This window comes from Castellaniella sp., from assembly GCF_041677825.1.
Lineage (GTDB): Bacteria > Pseudomonadota > Gammaproteobacteria > Burkholderiales > Burkholderiaceae_B > Castellaniella.
This window is the reverse complement of sequence record NZ_JBAYPG010000009.1, coordinates 12510-32161: the sequence shown is the minus strand read 5'-3', so window position 1 is coordinate 32161 and position 19652 is coordinate 12510. Positions and strand designations below refer to the sequence as shown.

The window sequence follows — 19652 nt, the reverse complement described above, 5'->3', positions numbered from 1 at the left end:
GCATCAGAGCTGATCACGGACCAGTTCGCGCCCGATGAGCATCCGACGGATTTCCGACGTACCCGCCCCGATCTCGTACAGTTTGGCATCGCGCAGGAGCCGTCCTGCATCGTACTCGGTCGTGTAGCCGTTGCCGCCCAGGCACTGGATCGCATCCAGCGCCGAGCGCGTCGCCGCTTCCGCGGCAAAGAGGATCACACTGGCGGATTCCTTGCGCAGTGCCTCGCCCCGGTCGGCCCGCTCGGCCATCACTTCGAGATACGAGCGGCTGGCGCCCAGGCGGGTATACATATCGGCCAGCCTGGCCTGGATCAGCTGGAATTCACCGATGCGCTGGCCGAACTGCCGACGCTCGATCACATAAGGCAAGGTAATGTCCAGTGCGGCCTGCATCAGCCCGATGCAGGCCGAAGAGGCGATCAGGCGCTCATGATCGAGCCCGCGCATGAGCACCCGGACCCCGCCGTTGAGCGCCCCCAGCACATTGGCTGCCGGCACGCGACAGCGATCGAACACCAGTTCGCATGTGCCCGAGCCGCGCATGCCCAGCTTGTCCAGATGCTGGCGGGTGTCGAACCCCGGAAAGCCGCGCTCGACGATGAATGCCGTGATGCCGTTCTTGCCGGCATCGGGTTCGGTTTTTGCATAGACCACGAACGTGTCGGCATGCCAGCCATTGGTGGTCCACATCTTGGCGCCCGTGAGAACGAAGTCGTCGCCATCGCGCTCGGCTTTCAGGCGCATGGACACCACATCCGAACCCGCATCGGCCTCACTCATGGCCAATGCGCCCAGCGCTTCACCACTGAGCAGCGCTGGCAGGTATTTCTGCTTCTGGGTCTCGGTGCCGTGCAGCTGGATCTGGTTCACGCACAGGTTCGAATGGGCCACATAAGAGATGCCCACCGAACCCGATACCCTGGAAATCTCTTCCGAAATCACCGCGTGTTCACGGTAGCCCAGCCCCGCCCCGCCGAACTCCTCGGGTACGGTCGGCCCCAGAACCCCCAGCGCCCCCAATTGAGGCCAGAGATGCCGGAGAAACCAGTTTTCCTGGTCGACCCGACGCGCCAGTGGCGCGATCTCGGCCACGGCAAAATCCCTGACCGCCTGACGCAACTCCATGATGTCGATCTTGCCGGACGTGCGCACTGGATACTCCTTTCAATCCACCAGGGAACAACCACCCTGATCCAGAGGGCGGAAGGCCTCTTCGGCCGGGATGGTCTTCTTCAGCGTGTAATAGTCATAAGGCCCGCTGGATTCTTCGGGGCTCTTGACCTCGAACAGATACACGGGATGGATCTTGCGGCCATCCGCACGGATTTCTCCCTTGCCGAACAAAGGATCGTCGGTCGGCAATTCTTTCATCTTGGCCACCACGGCCGCGCCATCATCGGTCCCGGCGGCATCCACCGCCTTGAGATAGTGCAACACGCCCGCATAGACACCCGCATGATCCGACGACGGGTAAGTCCCGCCATTCTGCGCCGCGAACCGCTGGCTCCAGGCACGCGTGCCATCGTTCAGGTCCCAGTAAAAGGGCTCGGTGATGTTCAGCCCCTGGGCTTTTTCCACGCCCAGGCCATGCACATCGGGCAGGAAGACCAGCAGCCCGGCCAGTTTCTGCCCACCTTTGACGATGCCGAATTCGGCGGCCTGCTTGATCGAGTTGGTGGTATCGGACCCGGCGTTGGCCAGGCCGATGATCTTGGCGCCCGATGCCTGCGCCTGGATCAGGAACGAGGAGAAATCCTGCGTATTCATGGGAATACGCACACTGCCCAGCACGGACCCACCGGCATTCTTCACGACCTCTCCGGTGTCTTTTTCGAGCGCATGGCCAAAGGCATAATCCGCCGTCAGGAAGAACCAGCTGTCGCCCCCGGTATCCACGATGGCGCGCCCCGTGCTGTTGGCCAGCATCCAGGTATCGAACAACCAGTGCACGGTGTTGGGCGAGCAGTCCTTGCCGGTGAGATTCGGCGAGCCTGCACCGGTATTGATGTAGGTCTTGTTCTTTTCCCGGGCCAATTGGTTGATGGCCAGCGCGACAGAAGACACGGGCACATCGATGATCATGTCCACGCCGTCGAGGTCGAACCATTTGCGTGCGATGCTGGCACCCACATCGGGCTTGTTCTGGTGGTCTGCGGAAATGACCTCGACCTTCAGGTCGGACCCTGTGGCGGCGAGATAATCCGCCACGGCCATCTCCGCTGCCAGAACCGATCCCGGGCCGGCGATTTCGACATAAGGCCCCGACATGTCGTTCATCACGCCAATCCTGACGACATTGTCGGATAACGCGGCACCGGCCGACGCCGTGGCCAACAGGCCCGCTGCGCCGAGCAGCGATGCAAGCAAAGTATGTTTCATGGGTAGTCTCCTGTCTGAATCATTCATCATGGGCTGTTCCGCCCGATTGGCTCATTCAACTCAATGATCTGCATAGACGGGCGCACGCTTTTCGGCAAACGCCCGCATGCCTTCATCGGCATCCTGCGTCTTCAAGAGCCCCTGGAACTCCTGGCTTTCCAGGGCCAGGGCGCCAGCCAGTTCGGTGTAGCGCGCATGGCGCAGAAGGCGCGTGCAGGCGCGCACGGCCCTGGGCGCCCGGGCAGCGATGAGTTGGGCGATCTCCAGGGCGCGCCCAAGCAAAGCCTCGGGCGCGGTGATCTCGCTGATCAGCCCGACCTGCAAGGCCCGTTCGGCATCGATGCTGCGCCCCGTCAGTATCATCTCTGCCGCAAGGGCCGAGGGGATGGTGCGCGGCAGACGCGTGCACCCTCCGCCACCGGCCAGCACGCCCACCGTGATTTCCGGCAGGCCGAACCGCGCACGAGTCGAAGCAATGCGCAAGTCGCAGGCCAGCGCCAGTTCGAGCCCACCACCCAGTGCGACACCATTGACAGCCGCCAGCAATGGCTTGGTGGTCACGCAGCGGTGTGTCAGGCCACAGAATTGCGGATCATGGCGGCCTTGCGCCACGCTGCTGCGCAGTTCGGGGAGCAGTTCAACGATATCCGCACCCGCACAAAATGCCTTGTCGCCGGCACCGGTCAGGATGATGCAGCGAATCTGGTCGTCGCTCTCCAGCAGCGCCAGGCTCCTGGCCATCTGTTCGCTGGTCGCCGGATCGATGGCATTGTGCTTGTGGACACGGGAAAGGGTGAGCACCCCCACCCCGTCCACGGGATATGAAATCAGTACGCTGTCAGTCATGTCGAGGTTCATTTGACTTTTGAGAAATGGTAGCATAACCGTACGGTCGACCGTATGTTATCATTTTAAACGGACGGTCGACCGTACGCATTCATCAGGAAGAATTATGCAAGCCGAAGAACACGAAGTCAATGAACGCGCTTACCGCCATCTGCTCGATGGGCTTTTCGAGGCCCGGCATGCAGCCTGGCTGGGCGGCAATGAGACGGCGCGCAAGAAGCACCTGAAGCGCGAGCGCATTCTGGTGCGTGATCGCATCGAATTGCTGCTGGATGAGGGCTCTCCATTTCTCGAATTGGGTGAACTCGCGGGCGAAGGCATGTACAAGGGCGTGGGGCCCGGCGCCGGCCTGGTCACGGGTGTCGGGCTGGTGCAGGACCGAGCCTGCATGATCATCGCCAACGACCCCACCGTCAAGGGCGGCACATACTTCGGCATGACCTGCAGGAAGCATGTACGGGCGCAGCAATTTGCCTTGCAGCATCGCCTGCCATGCATCACCCTGGTCGACAGTGGCGGCGCATTCCTGCCCGACCAGGCCAACATTTTCCCGGACGATGGCCTCTTCGGTGCCATTTTTCGCTATCAGGTCGAGATGTCCTCGCAGGGCATCGCGCAAATTGCCGTGGTGCTGGGCGCCTGTACGGCTGGCGGCGCCTACATTCCGGCACTGTGTGACGAAATCGTGATCGTGCGCGGCAAGGGGTTCATGTATCTGGGTGGCCCCCAGCTGGTGCAGGCCGCCACGGGCGAGGTCGTCGACGCGGAACTTCTGGGCGGGGCGGAGATGCACAGCCGCCTGAGTGGCGTCACCGACCACCTTGCGGAAGACGATGGCCACGCCATTGCCATCGCCCGGCAACTGGTGCACGAACTGCCGCCCATGGCTGCGCCGTTGCGCGACCGCGCCGCGGTCCGGCCGCCCGCGCGGCCCGCCACGGACATCTACCGGCTGATCAGCCCGAACACCAAGATACCCACCCCGACGCGCGAAGTCCTCCGATGCCTGCTGGATGGCGGCGAAATGACCGAATTCAAGAGCGAATTCGGCGACACACTGATCACTGGATTCGCCCGTATCGGCGGCTGGCGGGTTGGCGTCCTGGCCAATGCGGGCGTGCTGTTCACGGAAAGCGCGGTCAAGGCAACGCACTTCATCGACCTGTGCTGCAAACGGGACATTCCACTTTTGTTTCTGGCGGACGTGGCCGGCTTCATGGTCGGACGCAATGCCGAAGAAGGCGGGATCGCAAAAGCCGGGGCGCGCTTCATTACCGCGATGAGTTCAGCGCGCGTACCCAAATTCACCCTCATCACGGGCGGCTCCTACGGCGCCGGGTACCTGGCCATGTGCGGCCGGGCATTCCGCCCCAATGCCATGTTCATGTGGCCAAATGGACGCTCGGCGATCATGGGGCCGGATCAGGCCGCGACCACGCTGGCCATGGTCAAGCGGCACAATATCGAAGCCCAGGGCCAGAACTGGAGCGCAGAAGAAGAAGACGCGTTCAAGGCGCCGATCCGGGAGCAATACGAAACGTTTGCGGCCGCGCGCAACTTTGCCCGGCATCTGTGGATCGACGGGATTCTCGACCCGGCGGAAACCAGGCAGACATTGACCCTGCTGCTCGACCTGGCCGCCCGCGTACCCTCTGAGCCGACCCGGTTCGGCGTGTTTCGGATGTAATGAAAAACATGTACAAGAAAATTCTGATTGCCAACCGGGGCGAAGTGGCCTGCCGTATCGCACGCACCCTGCGCCGCATGGGCATTGCCGCCGCGACCGTGCACTCCACCGATGATGCACAGGCCCTGCACGTTCAGGACATCGGCGAATCCATATGGATCGGTGATGGCGCCGCTCGCGACAGCTACCTGAACATCGAAGCCATCCTGAAGGCCGCCCGGACCACAGGGGCCGATGCCATCCACCCCGGCTTCGGCTTCCTGTCGGAAAATCCGGGGCTGGCTGCCCGATGCGGCGAACTGGGCATTGCCTTCATCGGCCCGACCGCGGAGACGCTCGAACTGTTCGGTGACAAGGCGGCATCCAAGGCCCTGGCCCAGCGCCTGGGCATCCCCATCGCGGCAGGCGTGCTGGACGCTTCCGACGATGTCGCGCAGGTCATGCGCAGCATGAAGGACATCCCCCTGCCCTGCGTGGTCAAGGCCGTGGCGGGCGGCGGCGGCAAGGGCATGCGCGTGATCCATCATATGGACGCCGCCCAGAATGCGATCGAGGCCGCCATTCGGGAAGGCCGCTCGTCCTTTGCAGACGGACGCGTCATCATTGAACGCTACCTGAGCCAGCCGCGCCACATCGAAGTACAGATACTGGGCGACGGCGAGGGCAACGTCATACACCTGTATGATCGCGAGTGTTCCCTGCAACGCCGCCACCAGAAGGTCCTGGAAGAGGCGCCCGTCTGCAGCCTCGTCGACGCCGTCCGCGCACAGCTCTGGGACCATGCCGTCGCGCTGGGCAGGGAAGTCAGATACCGGGGGCTGGGCACGGTCGAATTTGCAGTGACACAGGATGCGGCGATATTTCTCGAGGTCAACCCCCGCCTGCAGGTCGAACACCCCGTGACTGAAGGAATACTCGGCCTGGATCTCATCGAGCTGCAGATACGGGCCGTGGCCAGCGGCAGGCTGGCGATCACCCAGGACGACGTACCCGTGCCCAATGGTCATGCGGTACAGGTGCGCCTGTATGCCGAAGACGCAGAACAGGGCTTCATGCCGTCCACCGGGACCGTGCGGGTGTTTCATGCAGGCCCTGGGGTACGGGTCGACAGTGGCATCGCGTCGGGCTCCGTGATCAGCCCGCACTATGACCCGATGATTGCCAAGCTGATCGCCCATGACGGGTCACGCAGGCAGGCACTGCAACGCCTGCGCGATGCGCTGTATGCGACCACGGTCCTGGGCGTGACCAGCAACCGGGCCTTTCTGCTCGAATTGCTCGACCTGCAGGCCGTCAGGGACAACGACATCCACACCGAGACCATAGACCAGTGGATCGCATCCAGATCGGCCCCGGACACCCCCGCACAGGGCGTAGCCGGGCTGATGGCCGTATGGCGCCACCACATGCGTCAGGCGGCGCGGGATGCGGACGGCACGGGCGCCTGGCAGGATGATGGGCTGACCGGCTGGCGCCTGCAGCGCGCGCCGGACACGCCGGCAGCGGAATCGATCGCCCACAGGTATCAGGTTGCATCAGCCGCCCGCAAATGGCGGGTCGGCTTTGGGCCCACAACGCTGGCAGGCGGCTGGCCGGTGCGCGTGGATGATGAACTTTTCATTGTCCATCTGGATGAAATGTACGATGATGGCCATTGCCTGATTTCCTGCGGCGACACGACGCTGCGCATGCAAGCATCCTGCTGCGCCGACCGTGCATGGGCGGACACGCCAGACCGCTCGCTCGCTCTGGATATCAGTCCACTGCATTCGGCACGCGCCAGAGCCAGCGCGCAGGGGGCCGGTACCGTGGCGGCCCCCATCATGGGTACGCTGATCGGCGTGCACGTGCAGGTCGGCCAGTCTGTGGCAGCGGGTGAGCGCCTGGCGACGCTCGAGTCCATGAAAATGGAAATGCCCATTCAGGCCGCCGTCGATGGCACGATCGAATGGATCGGCTGCACCCCGGGTACCAAGGTCGAACGCAACCAGGCATTGTTTCGCGTCGCAGACACCATTTGACAGGGAGACCAGGACATGAGCCTGCCAAACCGCATTGAAATCCATGAAGAAGGCCCCAGGGAAGGGTTCCAGATCGAAAAACCGGGATACAGCCTGCAGCAGCGCGCCGAACTGATCGAGGCGCTGGCCGAAACAGGTCTTGCACAAATCCAGGTGGCCTCGTTCGTGAACCCGGTCAAAGTCCCCCAGATGGCCGATGCGGCCGAACTGTTCCAGACCCTGCGCAAGCGGCCCGGGGTACGCTATACCGCTCTGTGGCTGAACGAAAAGGGATTCCGGCGTGCGGCCTCGGTACCCGAGGTCGACCTCGAAGGCGTCCTGTATTTTTACGCCTCCGACGCCTTCTGCCAACGCAACAACAACAGCTCCGCACAGGCCCATGCCCGCGCCCAGGGCCAATGGGTGCAGCTGTATCGCGATTTTGACCTGGACGTGCGCAAGGCCTATCTGATGACTGCGTTCGGCTGCAATTTCGAGGGTGAGATTTCACTGGCGCAGTTGCGCAAGGCACTGGACGGCATTGCAGCCCTGCGCGATGAAACCGGCATCACGCTCGAAGAAGTCTATCTCGCCGACACCGTGGGCTGGGCCAATCCGAATGCCATCAAGGAACGGGTCGGTCTGGCACGCGAGATCTTCCCGAGCGCCCGTATCGGGCTGCACCTGCACGATACCCGTGGCATCGGGATGGCCAATGCCTACGCAGCCCTGCAGGAACAGGTCGACCTGTTCGATGCGTCAGTGGCCGGGCTGGGTGGCTGCCCGTTCAGCGGACATGCGCAAGGCGGGGCGGCGGGCAACATCTGTACTGAAGACCTGGTCTTTCTGTGCCACGAACTGGGTATCGAGACCGGTGTGGCGCTCGAGCCCCTGATCGAAGCCGCCCGGCTGGCCGAGCGCATCATGGGCCGCCGGCTCGATGGCAAGATCATGCACAGCGGCAGTCTGGAGAAGTTTCGATAAAAGGACGGTGCCATGAGTACGCTGCCCCCTTGCACGCAAATGGACCTGATCGGGCTGTTCCGCAAGCGGGTGCACATGCACCCCGACGCGCCTGCCCTGAGCCAGCAGGCCGATACCCTCAGCTATAGGGCCCTGGATGAGCGTGTGCGGCAGTGGGCCGAGCGCCTGCATCGGTACGGGCTGCGCCATGGCGACCGGATTGCGATCTGGTCGGAAAATCGCGTTGAATACGTTCAGATCCAGCTGGCCTGTGCCCGTCTGGGCCTCTTGCTGGCCTGCCTGAACTGGCGCCTGCACGGCAGTGAGCAGCAGCACTGCATCCGTCTCGTTCGACCCGCGCTGGCCATTGTGTCGGGCCGGTACCGGCAGGCGCTGACCGCACTGGACCACGGCGTGCCCAGGATCCTCGATCTGGATACCGCACTTGAATTCGAGACGGGCTGCACGCATGAAAGCGTGGCAGCACCCAACCCCGAAAGCGGCTTGCTCATCCTGTACACGAGCGGAACGACGGGCCTGCCCAAAGGGGCCGTCATCAGTCAGCGCGCCAGCATCGCGCGCGCCGTGGCATTTGCGGCCGACTACGGCATGACCCATGCCGATGGCTTCATCGCGTGGTCACCCCTGTTCCACATGGCGGCCACCGACCACGCCCTGGCCACCCTGCTGCTGGGTGGCCACGTCACCATCCAGGATGGCTTCTCGGCCCCCGACATCCACGCGGTACTCAATCGTGAACGCATCGGATGGCTCCTGCTGATGCCGGGCGTCATCGAACCCATGATCGCCACGCTGCGGGCATCGGGCGCTGCACCGCGCGAGCTGCGCATGGTGGGTGCCATGGCCGATCTGGTGCCGCGGCACCAGCTGGCCGAACTGACGCGCCTGCTGTCAGCGCCCTATGTCAACACGTTTGGGTCGACCGAGACCGGGCTCGCCCCGGCATCGGCCGCACTGATAGGCGTCGGACAGGCGCCCGAATCCCTGCCCAAACGCGAGTCGGGGTGGTGTCTGATCCGCCTGGTGGACAGCCACGGGCAGGATGTCGCCCCCGGTGTGCCGGGCGACATGCTTGTACGCGGGCCGGGCCTCTTTTCGGGTTACTGGGTCGACGGGCGCATCGACGCCTCGGACCTGGCCAGCGGGTGGTTCAACATGGGTGACATGTTCGTGCGCCAGGCCGACGGCTCGCTCGAATTCGTCGATCGCAGCAAATATCTCATCAAGTCGGGTGGCGAAAATATCTACCCGGCAGAGATCGAGCGGGTGCTGCTGGCGCACCCCAGGGTTCTCGAGGCCGTGGTGGTGCGCAAGAAAGATGACCAATGGGGTGAAGTCCCCGTCGCGCTGGTTGCCGTAAGCCACCCCGACGTCCGGGCCGCAGACCTGGTGGCCCTGTGCCGCGAGCACCTGGCAGGCTACAAGATCCCGAAGGACATCCGCATCGTATCGAACGACGCGCTGCCGCGCAGCAGCACCGGCAAGGTCCAGAAAAAACTGCTTGAAGAGCAGCTGAACGAGCCCGGTCAGTCTGGCTGAAGCATGCGCTCGACCATGCGCTGATACAGATAGGTCAGGCGCTTCGGTGTCACCCCGCCATCGGGGCGGTACCAGTTGCAGACGCCCGTGAGCAGCGCCAATATGGCCTTGGTGGTGATGGCCGGGTTTTCGATTTTCCAAAGACCCTCTTTCTTGCCGCGCACGAGAATGGCGTGCAGCTGGCGTTCGTATTGGCGCCGCTTCGATGTCACGCGGACATATTGCTCTTTTGAAAGGCTGCGCAGTTCCATGTTGCCAATGAATACTTCTTCCCGGCGCGCCGTGTGCCACTCGATGTGAAAGCGCACAAACTGCAGCAAGGCTTCGCGGGTGTCCGTGATCCCATACATATGCGTGTCGAAGTCGAGCAGCAGCGCGGTCATGATCTCATCGAGCAGCGCGCCGAGGAATTCCTGCTTCTGGGGGATATAGTTGTGCAGCGAGCCCACCCGCAGCCCGACATCGGCCGCCAGCGCCCGCAGGCTCATGGCCTCGTAGCCATAGCGATAGATTCGCTGGATTGCTGCCTTGCGGATTGCTTGTCGCGTATCGGAACCACTGACTCCGACGGGTCTGGCCATGTGTTCAGGTCCTTTTCTAATCAATGGCAGATTCAGCCAGCCGCCTCGGCGCCCGGTACATGACGCGCGCCCGTTCGAGCATGAATTCGATCAGGGTGGAGATCGAGCGCGTGTGATAGCGGTTGGGCATATATAACATATAGATCCGTGTGCCGAAGATGCTCAGCTGCCAGTCGTCCAGCGCCGTCACCGCCCTGCCTTGCCGGACGTCATCGTCAATCACGTAATCCGGCACGATACCCACCCCCAGGCCGGCGCGTACGGCCTGGTGCAGAAACTGGAAATTCTGCGACACCAGGGTGGGCTCGAGGACGATCACCTTGCGCTCATCGTCCTGATAGGCAGACAGACGCAACTGCCGGCCAGATACGTTGGCCGTGACCAGCGGACAGGCCTGCAGGTCGCCCAGGCTGGCCGGCATGCCATGCGCCCGGGCGTATTCGATCGACGCACAGGCGACATAGCGTACCGGGGCGATGAACCGGGCCACCAGGTTTTCGGGCGGGTTCGAGATCACGCGGATGGAGACATCGATCTCTTCGCGCAGCATGTCGGAAATCAGGTTCTCGAACACCACGTCGAGCACGATGCCGGGATACTGCCGTTTGAAATCGATCAGCCAGCTGCCCAGGACATCCTGGCCAAAGCCGCTTGGGACACTGAGGCGCACCCGGCCGCGCAGCAACTGACCCAGTTCACACACGGACTCGCGCGCGCCCGCGACCTCATTGCGAATATTGCAGCCGTGTTCGTACAGCCGCATGCCCACTTCAGTGGCTTCGAAACTGCGCGTGGTACGGCGCACGAGCTGCTGGCCCAATGCCTGCTCCATGCGCTTGAGGTGGTAGCTCACGTTGGCGCGGGTCATGTTCAGGCGGCGCGCGGCAGCACTGAGGCTGCCCGCATCGAGGATTTCAACCAGGAAGATGAGTGCCTGAGCGTCCAATTGAACCTGTCGTTCTGCGTCAAGTATCATTTGACAGTCTGTCAATTATAGCTGTGATTGTAAAACTTCAACCACACTGACAAAATAAATACCATGCAGAATGCCCCGCATCTGCCCCCAGGATAAAGACCACTGAAAAATGCACGCATCAGAACAGTCCCCCGATCCCGTCACCTGGCACGCCGAAGGTGCCATTCTGGTGGCGACCCTGAACAATCCGCCTGTCAACGCCCTGAATGCCGCAGTGCGCAGCGGCCTGCTCGCGGCGGTCGACGCCGCCGAAGTCCGGCCGGACATTCAGGCGCTGCTGCTGGTGGGAGCCGGCAAGAACTTCATCGCTGGCGCCGACATCCAGGAGTTCGGCCGGCCCGCGCGGCCCCCGGCCCTGCCCGATGTCTGCCTGCGCATCGAATCCTGCAGCAAGCTCGTCGTGGCGGCCATCGAGGGGGTTGCCCTGGGGGGTGGGCTCGAAGTCGCCATGGCGGCGCATTACAGAATAGCCCACGAAGGGGCTCGCCTGGGCCTGCCCGAAGTCAACCTGGGCCTGCTTCCAGGGGCAGGCGGTACCCAGCGCGCGCCGCGCCTCATCGGCGCCCCTGCCGCACTGGAGCTGATCCTTTCAGGCAAACCCATGCTGGCCAGGCAGGCGCTGGCCGCGGGTCTGGTCGATCGCCTCAGTACGGCGGGCGACATGCGCCAGGCGGGCATCGACTATGCACAGGCCCTGCTCGAAGCGGCCGCGCCATTGCGCAGAACCCGCACGCTCACGGTCCAGACCCCACCCGAAGAAACCCGGCAGGCGCTGGCCAGCGCCAGCGCGCAGCTGGCCGGCAAATTCCGCGGCCTGCACTCGCCCGCCCGCATCATCGATGCCATTCGCGCCAGCGCCGAACTGCCATTCGAGGCCGGGGCAAAAAAAGAACGGGCGTATTTTCTCGAGTGCCTCGAGACGCCACAGCGCAAGGCCCTGGTCCATGCCTTCTTTGCCGAAAGAAAGGCAGCCCGCCTGCCGGGTCTGAAAGACGTTGCGCCCAGGCGCATCGAACACGTCGGCGTGATCGGCGGCGGCACCATGGGTTCAGGCATTACCGTAGCCCTGCTGAGCGCGGGCCTGGCCGTCACCCTGATCGAGCAGGACAGCGACAGTCTCGCACGCGGTCACGCCAGAGTGCGCGACATTCTGGGCGCCCAGGTCTCCAGACAACGCCTCACCGGCGAGAAGCGCGACGAGCTGCTGCGGCGGCTCGAAACCGCCACCACCTACGAGGCACTGGCCGAAGTCGATCTGGTCATCGAGGCGGTGTACGAAGACATGGGTGCCAAGCAGGCCGTTTTCGCCGCACTCGATGCAGTCTGCCGTCCGGGCGCCATACTCGCCAGCAATACCTCGTACCTCGATCTCGACCAGCTGGCCGCCAGCGTTTCCAGGCCTGGCGATGTGGTGGGCCTGCATTTCTTCTCGCCCGCCCACGTCATGAAGCTGCTCGAGGTCGTGGTGCCCTCCGGAACCGCCGCCGACGTTGTCGCCACTGCGTTCGCACTGGCTCGCCGGCTGGGCAAGACGCCGGTACGCGCCGGGGTCTGTGACGGCTTCATCGGCAACCGGATCCTGCGTGCCTGCCGCCAGGCCGCTGACTATCTTCTGGCCGATGGTGCGTCCCCCTACGAGATCGATGGCGCCGTATATCGCTTTGGCTATCCCATGGGCCCCTTCCGGATGTCCGACCTGGCAGGCGGCGATATCGGCTGGGCCACCCGCAAACGGCTGGCTGCCAGCCGGGACCCGCAACTGCGCTACGTGCCCATTGCAGACCGGCTCTGCGAGAACGGCTGGTTCGGGCAGAAGACAGGCCGCGGCTGGTACCGCTATGCCGAGGGCAACCGCACGGGCTCGGAAGATCCGGACGTGCTGGCCATCGTCGAGCAAGAACGCCGCAAGGCGGGGTGGCCGGCGCGCACGTACAGCGAGCAGGATATCATGCGCCGCTATCTGGCGGCCATGGTGAACGAAAGCGCGCATATCCTCAGCGAGGGTATCGCATTGCGCCCGCTCGACATCGATGTCGTGCTGCTGCTGGGTTACGGGTTTCCACGCTGGCGGGGCGGCCCCATGCATTACGCGGACCAGACAGGTGTGGCCAGGATCCTGGCGGATGTCCAGGCCTGTGCAGCGGATGATCCGGCGTTCTGGAAGCCGGCCCCCCTGCTGGTCGATCTCGCACAACGCGGCGGCACCTTCGCCGAACTGAACGAAACGCCCCTGAACCCAACGCCGTCCCAAAAGACGCACTGATCATCGAGGACCTCATGGATCTGAATTTCACCCCCGAGGAAGAACAATTCCGCGACCAGGTACGGGCCTTCCTCGCAGCCGAACTGCCGGCCTCCCTGTCGGCCAGGGTGGCCAGCGGCAAGCACCTGGGCAAGCAGGACCTGCAGTCCTGGCACGACATCCTGAACGCCCGCGGGTGGCTCGCCAGCCATTGGCCGGTCGAATACGGCGGCACGGGCTGGAACCCCATCGAACGTTTCATTTTCGAAAATGAATGCGCCCTGGCCAATGCGCCGCGCACCATCCCCTTCGGGGTCAACATGCTCGGGCCCGTGCTCATCCGCTACGGCACCGAAGCGCAAAAGCGCCACTGGCTGCCACGCATCCTCAACGGGGCAGACTGGTGGTGCCAGGGCTATTCGGAACCGGGGGCAGGCTCGGATCTGGCAGCCCTGCAATGTCGCGCCGTGCGCGACGGCGCCCATTACGTGGTCAATGGCCAGAAGACCTGGACCACGCTGGGCCAGTACGCCAACATGATCTTCTGTCTGGTGCGCACCGATCCGGCCGCCAAAAAGCAGGCGGGCATCAGCTTCCTGTTGATCGACATGAACTCGCCCGGCGTCGAGGTACGGCCCATCATCACGCTGGATGGGGCCCACGAGGTCAATGAGGTCTTTTTCACCGATGTGCGCGTACCCGCCGAAAACCTGGTGGGCGAGGAGAACCGCGGCTGGACCTACGCAAAATACCTGCTCACCTACGAACGCACGAATATCGCCGGGACGGGCTACTCGATGGCGGCCTTCGAGCGCCTGCGCAACTATGCAGCCAGGGCGGTCAAGAATGGCCGGCCACTGGACCAGGATCCCCTGTTTTCAGCGCGCATGGCGCGTGTCGCAATCGACCTCGAAAACATGAAACTCACCAATCTGCGTGTCATCGCGGCCGTTGCCGGCGGCGGGGCTCCCGGCATGGAAAGTTCGATCCTGAAGATCTGCGGTACACGCATCCGCCAGGAGATCACCTCACTCATGCGCCGGGCAATGGGCCCCTACGCCCAGCCGTTCATTGCGGATGCGCTGCAATCCGATGGCCCCGCCACCCCGGTGGGGCCCGTCGAGGCCGCGCCTGTATCGGCACAGTACTTCAACAACCGAAAACTCTCCATCTACGGGGGGTCCAATGAAATCCAGCGCAACATCATCGCCAAGATGGCGCTGGGCCTGTAAAGGACATCCGGATCATGAATTTCGAACTCACCGAAGACCGTCGCATGCTGGCCGATTCCCTGAGCCGCTACCTCCGGGAGCAATACACGTTCGATACGCGCAGGCAGATTGCCGAATCGGCGCAAGGCTACAGCAGCACGCACTGGCAGGCGCTCGCCGATCTGGGCATCATTGGCGCCCTGTTCTCCGAAGCCCATGGCGGCTATGGCGGCAAGGGCTTCGATCTGGCCGTCGTCTTCGAAGAACTGGGGCGCGCGCTGGTGGTCGAGCCCTTCCTGCAGACGGTGCTGGCCGGGCGCCTGCTGGCCGCTGCCGGCGAGGCCGGTTCCCGCGCTGCCCAGGCCCTGGCCGAGCGGGTCATCACAGGGCAGGACATCGTCGCCTTCGCCCACGGTGAACCGCAGGCGCCGCTGGACGCCCTGCACGTCTGCACGCGGGCTACGCGAAGCGGCCCGCACTGGATCCTCACCGGGCAGAAGGCCGTAGTCTGGCAGGCTGAAGCGGCCTCGGCCCTGGTCATCAGCGCCCGCACCGCCGGCGACCCCACTGACACCGAGGGCCTGTCGCTGTTTCTGGTACCCGCGGATGCCGCCGGCCTGTCCCTGCGCGGCTACCCGCTGATTGACGGGGGTCGCGGGGCCGAACTCGAACTCGATCAGGTCCAGCTCGAAGCCGACGCCCTGATCGGCCCCGAAGGCGGCGCGTGGCCAGCCATCGAACGCGCACTGGGGGCCGGCATCGTGGCCCTGTGCGCCGAGGCGCTGGGCGCCATGGATGCCGCGCGTCAGATGACTCTGCAGTATCTGCAGGAACGCCGGCAATTCGGGCAGCCGCTGGGGGCCTTCCAGGCGCTGCAGCACCGCATGGTCGAACTGCTGCTGGAAATCGAACAGGCACGCTCGGCGGTGATCCGTGCGGCAGCCGAACTGGACAACGACAATGCCCAGGTGCGCGAGCAGGCGCTATCCATGGCGAAATACACCATAGGCCAGGCGGGCTGCCTGGTGGCCGAAGAAGCCATCCAGTTGCACGGTGGCATTGGCATGACCTGGGAACTGCCCCTGTCGCATTACGCCAAGCGGCTGATCATGATCGACCATCAACTGGGCGATGCCGATTTCCATCTGCAGCGCTACATCGCGCTGGGGCGTGCGTCGGCGGCAGGCTGAATGCGGCGGGCGCACAGCCATGCCTGGCCGGTTGGCGGTATCATGTGATGACACCGCCGCGGGCAGTCAAAGCATGCCCAGGGCCAGACCCCGGGCTGCCTGAAGCCCGTCACCGACCAAGGAGCCTTCCATGCACATCCTGATCATCGGCGCGGCCGGCATGATAGGCCGCAAGCTGGCGGCGCAGCTGCTTGGCCATGGGCGCCTGGGCCAGGCGGGCATCGAGCGCCTGACCCTGGCCGACATCGTGGCCCCGACCGTGCCCCAGCGCTTCAATGGCAAGGCAGACTGCATGGCCGTCGATCTCGCCCACCCGGATACGGCCACGCAGCTGGTGGCCGGGCGGCCCGACGTGATTTTCCATCTGGCCGCCATCGTGTCCGGCGAAGCCGAGGCCGACTTCGAGAAAGGCTATGCCATCAATCTGGATGGTACACGCCACCTGCTCGAAGCCATCCGTCTGGCGCATGCACAGGACGCCTACCGTCCCCGCCTGGTCTTCACCTCATCCATTGCTGCATTCGGCGCACCGTTTCCCGAGGCCATCGACGATCAGTTCCTCACGGCCCCCCTGACCAGCTACGGCACCCAGAAGGCCGTGGGCGAACTGCTGCTGTCGGACTACACCCGCAAGGGGTTTCTCGATGGCATCGGCATCCGCCTGCCCACGATATGCATCCGGCCAGGCAAGCCCAATCTGGCGGCATCCGGTTTCTTTTCGAACATTCTGCGCGAACCCCTGGCGGGCCAGGATGCCATACTGCCGGTCTCGCCCGATGTGCGCCACTGGTTTGCCAGCCCACGCGCAGCCGTGGGCTTTCTGTTGCACGCCGGCGCCATGGATCTCACGGCGCTTGGCGCGCGACGCAGCCTGAACATGCCTGGGCTGAGCGCCACGGTGGCCGAAGAAATCGAAGCCCTGAAGCGGGTCGCCGGCGAGCAGGCAGCACGGCGCATCCATGCGCAGCCCGATGAAACCATCATGCGCATCGTGGCGGGCTGGCCGCGCAACTTCGACCCGCAGCGTGCACTCGCGCTGGGCTTCAGGGCGGATGCCTCGTTCGATGAGATCATCCGCAATCACATCGACGACGAGCTCGGTGGCACAATCGGAGCCTGAACATGCTGCTGGGTTGCATTGCCGATGACTTCACCGGGGCGAGCGATCTGGCCAATACCCTGGCCAGGGGCGGGATGGCGACCACCCAGTTTTCAGGGGTGCCCCCGGCCAATGCAGCAACCGATTGCGAAGCGGGCGTAGTCGCCCTGAAGACACGCTCCATCCCCGCCGCCCAGGCCGTGCAGCAGTCCTTGCAGGCCCTGCAGTGGCTGCGCGAACAGGGCTGCCGGCAATTCTTCTTCAAGTATTGTTCCACCTTCGATTCCACCACAGACGGCAATATAGGGCCAGTGGCCGAAGCGCTCATCGAAGCCACGGGTGCAGCCTGCGCAATCGTCTGCCCGGCCTTCCCTGAAACCGGCCGGGTGCTGTTTCTTGGGCATCTGTTCGTCAATGGCCGCCTGCTCAGCGAATCGGGCATGGCGCAGCACCCGCTCACCCCCATGACAGATCCGGACATCGTTCGCTGGCTGGGGCACCAGACGCGCCTGGGGGTGGGTCTGGTGCCCTGTTCGACTGTCCGGCAGGGCCCCGAAGCGGTCGCCGCCCTGATGCAGGCCGAGGCCAGGGCCGGGCGCCCCCTGGTCGTGGCCGATGCCGTGTCGGCTGACGACCTGCGCGTGCTGGGCCGGGCCGTTGCCGATCACCGATTGGTGACGGGCGCCTCGGGCATCGCCCGGGGCCTGCCCGAAAACTTCCGCCAGGCGGGCTTGCTCTCCAACAGGCAGGTTGGCATTGCAGGGGTCGACGGCCCGGGGGTGGTGCTGTCAGGGTCCTGTTCCGGGGCTTCCCGGGCACAGGTCGAACACCACCTCGCATCGCATCCGGGCTTGCAACTCGACGCCGATGCGCTGATGCGCGGCGAGCTCTCGCCCGCGCACGCGCTCGACTTCGTCCTGGCCCACCTGGCGCTCGAGCCCATCGTGTACTCCACGGCACAGCCGGAACAGGTGGCGGCAGCACAGGGCCGCCATGGCCGAGACGCACTGGCATCCCGCATCGAGTGTTTTTTCGGCACGCTGGCCAAACAACTCGTCGATGCGGGCGTACGACGGCTCGCCGTCGGCGGCGGCGAAACGTCGGGGGCGGTTGTCACCGCGCTGGGGCTGCAGGCGCTGCGCGTAGGCCCGGAAATCGACCCCGGGGTTCCGGTACTGGCCAGTGAAGCCCCTGTCGCGCTTCGGCTCGCGCTCAAGAGCGGCAACTTCGGATCAATCGATTTCCACGAAAAAGCCCTCAGGGCCATGTCAACATGAACACGACACACACCTCGGGCCCCTTTCATGTGGCCGTCATCGGCCTGGGCTCCATGGGCATGGGCGCGGCCCGGTCCTGCGTGCGCGCAGGTCTTGCCACCTACGGCATCGACGTACGTCAGGCGGCACTCGATGCGCTCGAACAAGCGGGTGCGATCGCGGTGGGCACCGACGGGCTGGCCTTTGCCAGCCAGCTGGACGCGGTGCTCCTGCTGCCCGTGAACGCCACCCAATGCCGCGAGGCCCTGTTCGGCCCACGGGGCATCGCCGCGCATCTCAGGCCCGGTACGCCCGTCATGGTGTCGGCGACCATGTCCGCAGCCGATGCCTGTGATCTGGACCGCTCACTGCAAGCGCTCGGCCTGCCCATGCTGGATGCGCCCGTATCGGGTGGTTCGGCTCGCGCGGCCGAAGGCCGCATGACCGTGATGGCCTCGGGCGCAGCCAGCACCTTCGCCCAGTTGCGCCCGCTGCTCGAGGCCATCGCAGCCAGGGTATTCGAAATTGGCCCGGACATCGGCCAGGGCGCCACGGTCAAGATCATTCATCAACTGCTCGCCGGGGTGCATATAGCCGTGGCCGCCGAAGCCATGGCTCTGGCCAGCCGGGCCGAGATCCCCCTGCAGACGCTCTATGACGTGGTCACCAGCGCCGCCGGCAACTCCTGGATGTTCGAGAACCGCATGCCACATGTGCTGCGTGGCGATTACACGCCGCATTCCAGCGTGGACATCTTCGTGAAGGATCTCGGCCTGGTGCTCGACACCAGCCAGGCGCTGAAATTTCCCACGCCGATCGCGGCGCTGGCCCACAGCCTGTTCGTGAACGCCAGCAATGCAGGCTACGGTAGCCAGGACGACAGCGCCGTCATCCGCAATTATGCCGGCATCCAGTTGCCAGGTGATCCTGCATGAAAGCGCACGGCAGCCAGGCAGACGAGCAGGCACTGCGCGAGCAGATGGTCATGCTGGGCAGATCGATATTCGAGCGGGGGCTGACCGCGGGCAGCAGCGGCAACCTGAGCGTACGCCTGGATGATGGCTGGCTGATCACGCCCACCAACAGCAGCCTGGGCCGGCTGGATCCCACCCGGCTCTCGCGCCTGGATATGCAAGGCCGCCTGGTCCAGGGCGATCCCCCCTCGAAAGAAGCGTTTCTGCATCAGGCGGTCTATGCAAACCGGCCAGCCGCCAAGGCCATCGTGCACCTGCATTCCACCCACTCAGCCGCCGTATCCTGCATGAAGGGGCTGGATCCACACGACTGCATCCCGCCCCTGACGGCTTATTTCGTGATGAAGATCGGGCGCCTGCCCCTGGTTCCGTACTATCGGCCAGGGGCCCCCGAACTCGCCCGCGCCGTGGGCGATCTGGCTGCACGCCACCCTGCCCTGCTGCTGGCCAACCATGGCCCGCTGGTTTCAGGGCCGTCTCTCGAGGCGGCCCTGAATGCCACCGAAGAACTGGAAGAAACCGCGCGGATCTTCCTGCTGCTGCACGCTGCCGAAACACGCCCGTTGAACCAGGCGCAGATCGATGAGCTCAAGGCCGTGTTCGCGCTCGATTTCTGATGGCCGTGTTCGCGCTCGATTTCCGAGGGCTGTCGTTACGCTCGGTTCTTGATTCGATCGGGCTGCTGGCT

Annotated in this window: 16 protein-coding genes; 11 read left to right on the top strand and 5 right to left on the bottom strand. The window is 64.4% G+C overall.

From position 1 onward, the window contains the following. Positions 1–3: 3 nt before the first annotated feature. Genes WCY17_RS05645 through WCY17_RS05635 form a run of 3 tightly spaced genes read right to left on the bottom strand, consistent with a single transcriptional unit; the run spans position 4 to position 3225 of the window. The gene (locus tag WCY17_RS05645; protein WP_372701252.1) at positions 4–1125 is read right to left on the bottom strand and encodes an acyl-CoA dehydrogenase family protein; all 1122 of its coding nucleotides are present in this window, start codon (positions 1123–1125) and stop codon (positions 4–6) included. A gap of 39 nt (positions 1126–1164) precedes the next feature. Continuing rightward, positions 1165–2379, bottom strand: a complete 1215-nt coding sequence (locus WCY17_RS05640) for an ABC transporter substrate-binding protein (protein ID WP_372701200.1) — start codon at positions 2377–2379, stop codon at positions 1165–1167. A gap of 60 nt (positions 2380–2439) precedes the next feature. Continuing rightward, a complete protein-coding gene (locus WCY17_RS05635) occupies positions 2440–3225 on the bottom strand; it encodes an enoyl-CoA hydratase/isomerase family protein (RefSeq protein ID WP_372701199.1) in 786 nt (261 codons plus the stop codon). Between the two features lie 106 nt (positions 3226–3331). Here WCY17_RS05635 and WCY17_RS05630 point away from each other — a divergent pair, with 106 nt between their 5' ends. Genes WCY17_RS05630 through WCY17_RS05615 form a run of 4 tightly spaced genes read left to right on the top strand, consistent with a single transcriptional unit; the run spans position 3332 to position 9435 of the window. Further along, a complete protein-coding gene (locus WCY17_RS05630; protein ID WP_372701198.1) occupies positions 3332–4912 on the top strand; it encodes an acyl-CoA carboxylase subunit beta in 1581 nt (526 codons plus the stop codon). 8 nt (positions 4913–4920) lie between these two features. Then, entirely contained in the window at positions 4921–6933 is a 2013-nt protein-coding gene (locus WCY17_RS05625; RefSeq protein WP_372701197.1) for a biotin carboxylase N-terminal domain-containing protein, read from the top strand. Between the two features lie 15 nt (positions 6934–6948). Beyond that, positions 6949–7896 (top strand): hydroxymethylglutaryl-CoA lyase, encoded by a 948-nt coding sequence (locus WCY17_RS05620; protein ID WP_372701196.1) that lies wholly within the window; start codon positions 6949–6951, stop codon positions 7894–7896. 12 nt (positions 7897–7908) lie between these two features. Further along, positions 7909–9435: a class I adenylate-forming enzyme family protein gene (locus WCY17_RS05615; protein WP_372701195.1), complete on the top strand. Its 1527-nt coding sequence runs from the start codon at positions 7909–7911 to the stop codon at positions 9433–9435. On the opposite strand, the gene WCY17_RS05610 is transcribed toward WCY17_RS05615, so the two are convergent. Then, positions 9423–10016, bottom strand: a complete 594-nt coding sequence (locus WCY17_RS05610) for a TetR family transcriptional regulator (RefSeq protein WP_372701194.1) — start codon at positions 10014–10016, stop codon at positions 9423–9425. The genes WCY17_RS05615 and WCY17_RS05610 overlap by 13 nt on opposite strands. Before the next feature lie 16 nt (positions 10017–10032). Then, on the bottom strand, positions 10033–10992 hold the full coding sequence (locus tag WCY17_RS05605; protein WP_372701193.1) for a LysR family transcriptional regulator: 960 nt from the start codon (positions 10990–10992) through the stop codon (positions 10033–10035). A 109-nt stretch (positions 10993–11101) separates the two neighbouring features. On the opposite strand from WCY17_RS05605, the gene WCY17_RS05600 reads away from it, so the two are divergent. The 7 genes from WCY17_RS05600 (at position 11102) to otnC (ending at position 19581) form a co-directional block, all read left to right on the top strand. Further along, complete coding sequence (locus tag WCY17_RS05600) at positions 11102–13255, top strand: 3-hydroxyacyl-CoA dehydrogenase NAD-binding domain-containing protein (protein WP_372701192.1); 2154 nt, start codon at positions 11102–11104, stop codon at positions 13253–13255. Between the two features lie 14 nt (positions 13256–13269). Beyond that, positions 13270–14466: an acyl-CoA dehydrogenase family protein gene (locus tag WCY17_RS05595; protein WP_372701191.1), complete on the top strand. Its 1197-nt coding sequence runs from the start codon at positions 13270–13272 to the stop codon at positions 14464–14466. 14 nt (positions 14467–14480) lie between these two features. Continuing rightward, positions 14481–15635, top strand: coding sequence for an acyl-CoA dehydrogenase family protein (locus WCY17_RS05590; protein WP_372701190.1), 1155 nt, complete (start codon positions 14481–14483; stop codon positions 15633–15635). A gap of 130 nt (positions 15636–15765) precedes the next feature. Then, positions 15766–16755: a D-erythronate dehydrogenase gene (gene denD / locus WCY17_RS05585; protein WP_372701189.1), complete on the top strand. Its 990-nt coding sequence runs from the start codon at positions 15766–15768 to the stop codon at positions 16753–16755. Positions 16756–16757: 2 nt separating this feature from the next. After that, a complete protein-coding gene (gene otnK, locus WCY17_RS05580) occupies positions 16758–18011 on the top strand; it encodes a 3-oxo-tetronate kinase (RefSeq protein ID WP_372701188.1) in 1254 nt (417 codons plus the stop codon). Next, positions 18008–18925, top strand: coding sequence for an L-threonate dehydrogenase (gene ltnD / locus WCY17_RS05575; protein WP_372701187.1), 918 nt, complete (start codon positions 18008–18010; stop codon positions 18923–18925). The genes otnK and ltnD overlap by 4 nt, the downstream gene beginning before the upstream one ends. Then, positions 18922–19581 carry a 3-oxo-tetronate 4-phosphate decarboxylase gene (gene otnC / locus WCY17_RS05570; RefSeq protein WP_372701186.1) on the top strand — a complete coding sequence of 220 codons (660 nt, stop codon included), beginning with the start codon at positions 18922–18924 and terminating at the stop codon, positions 19579–19581. The genes ltnD and otnC overlap by 4 nt, the downstream gene beginning before the upstream one ends. The last annotated feature ends 71 nt before the right edge of the window (positions 19582–19652 follow it).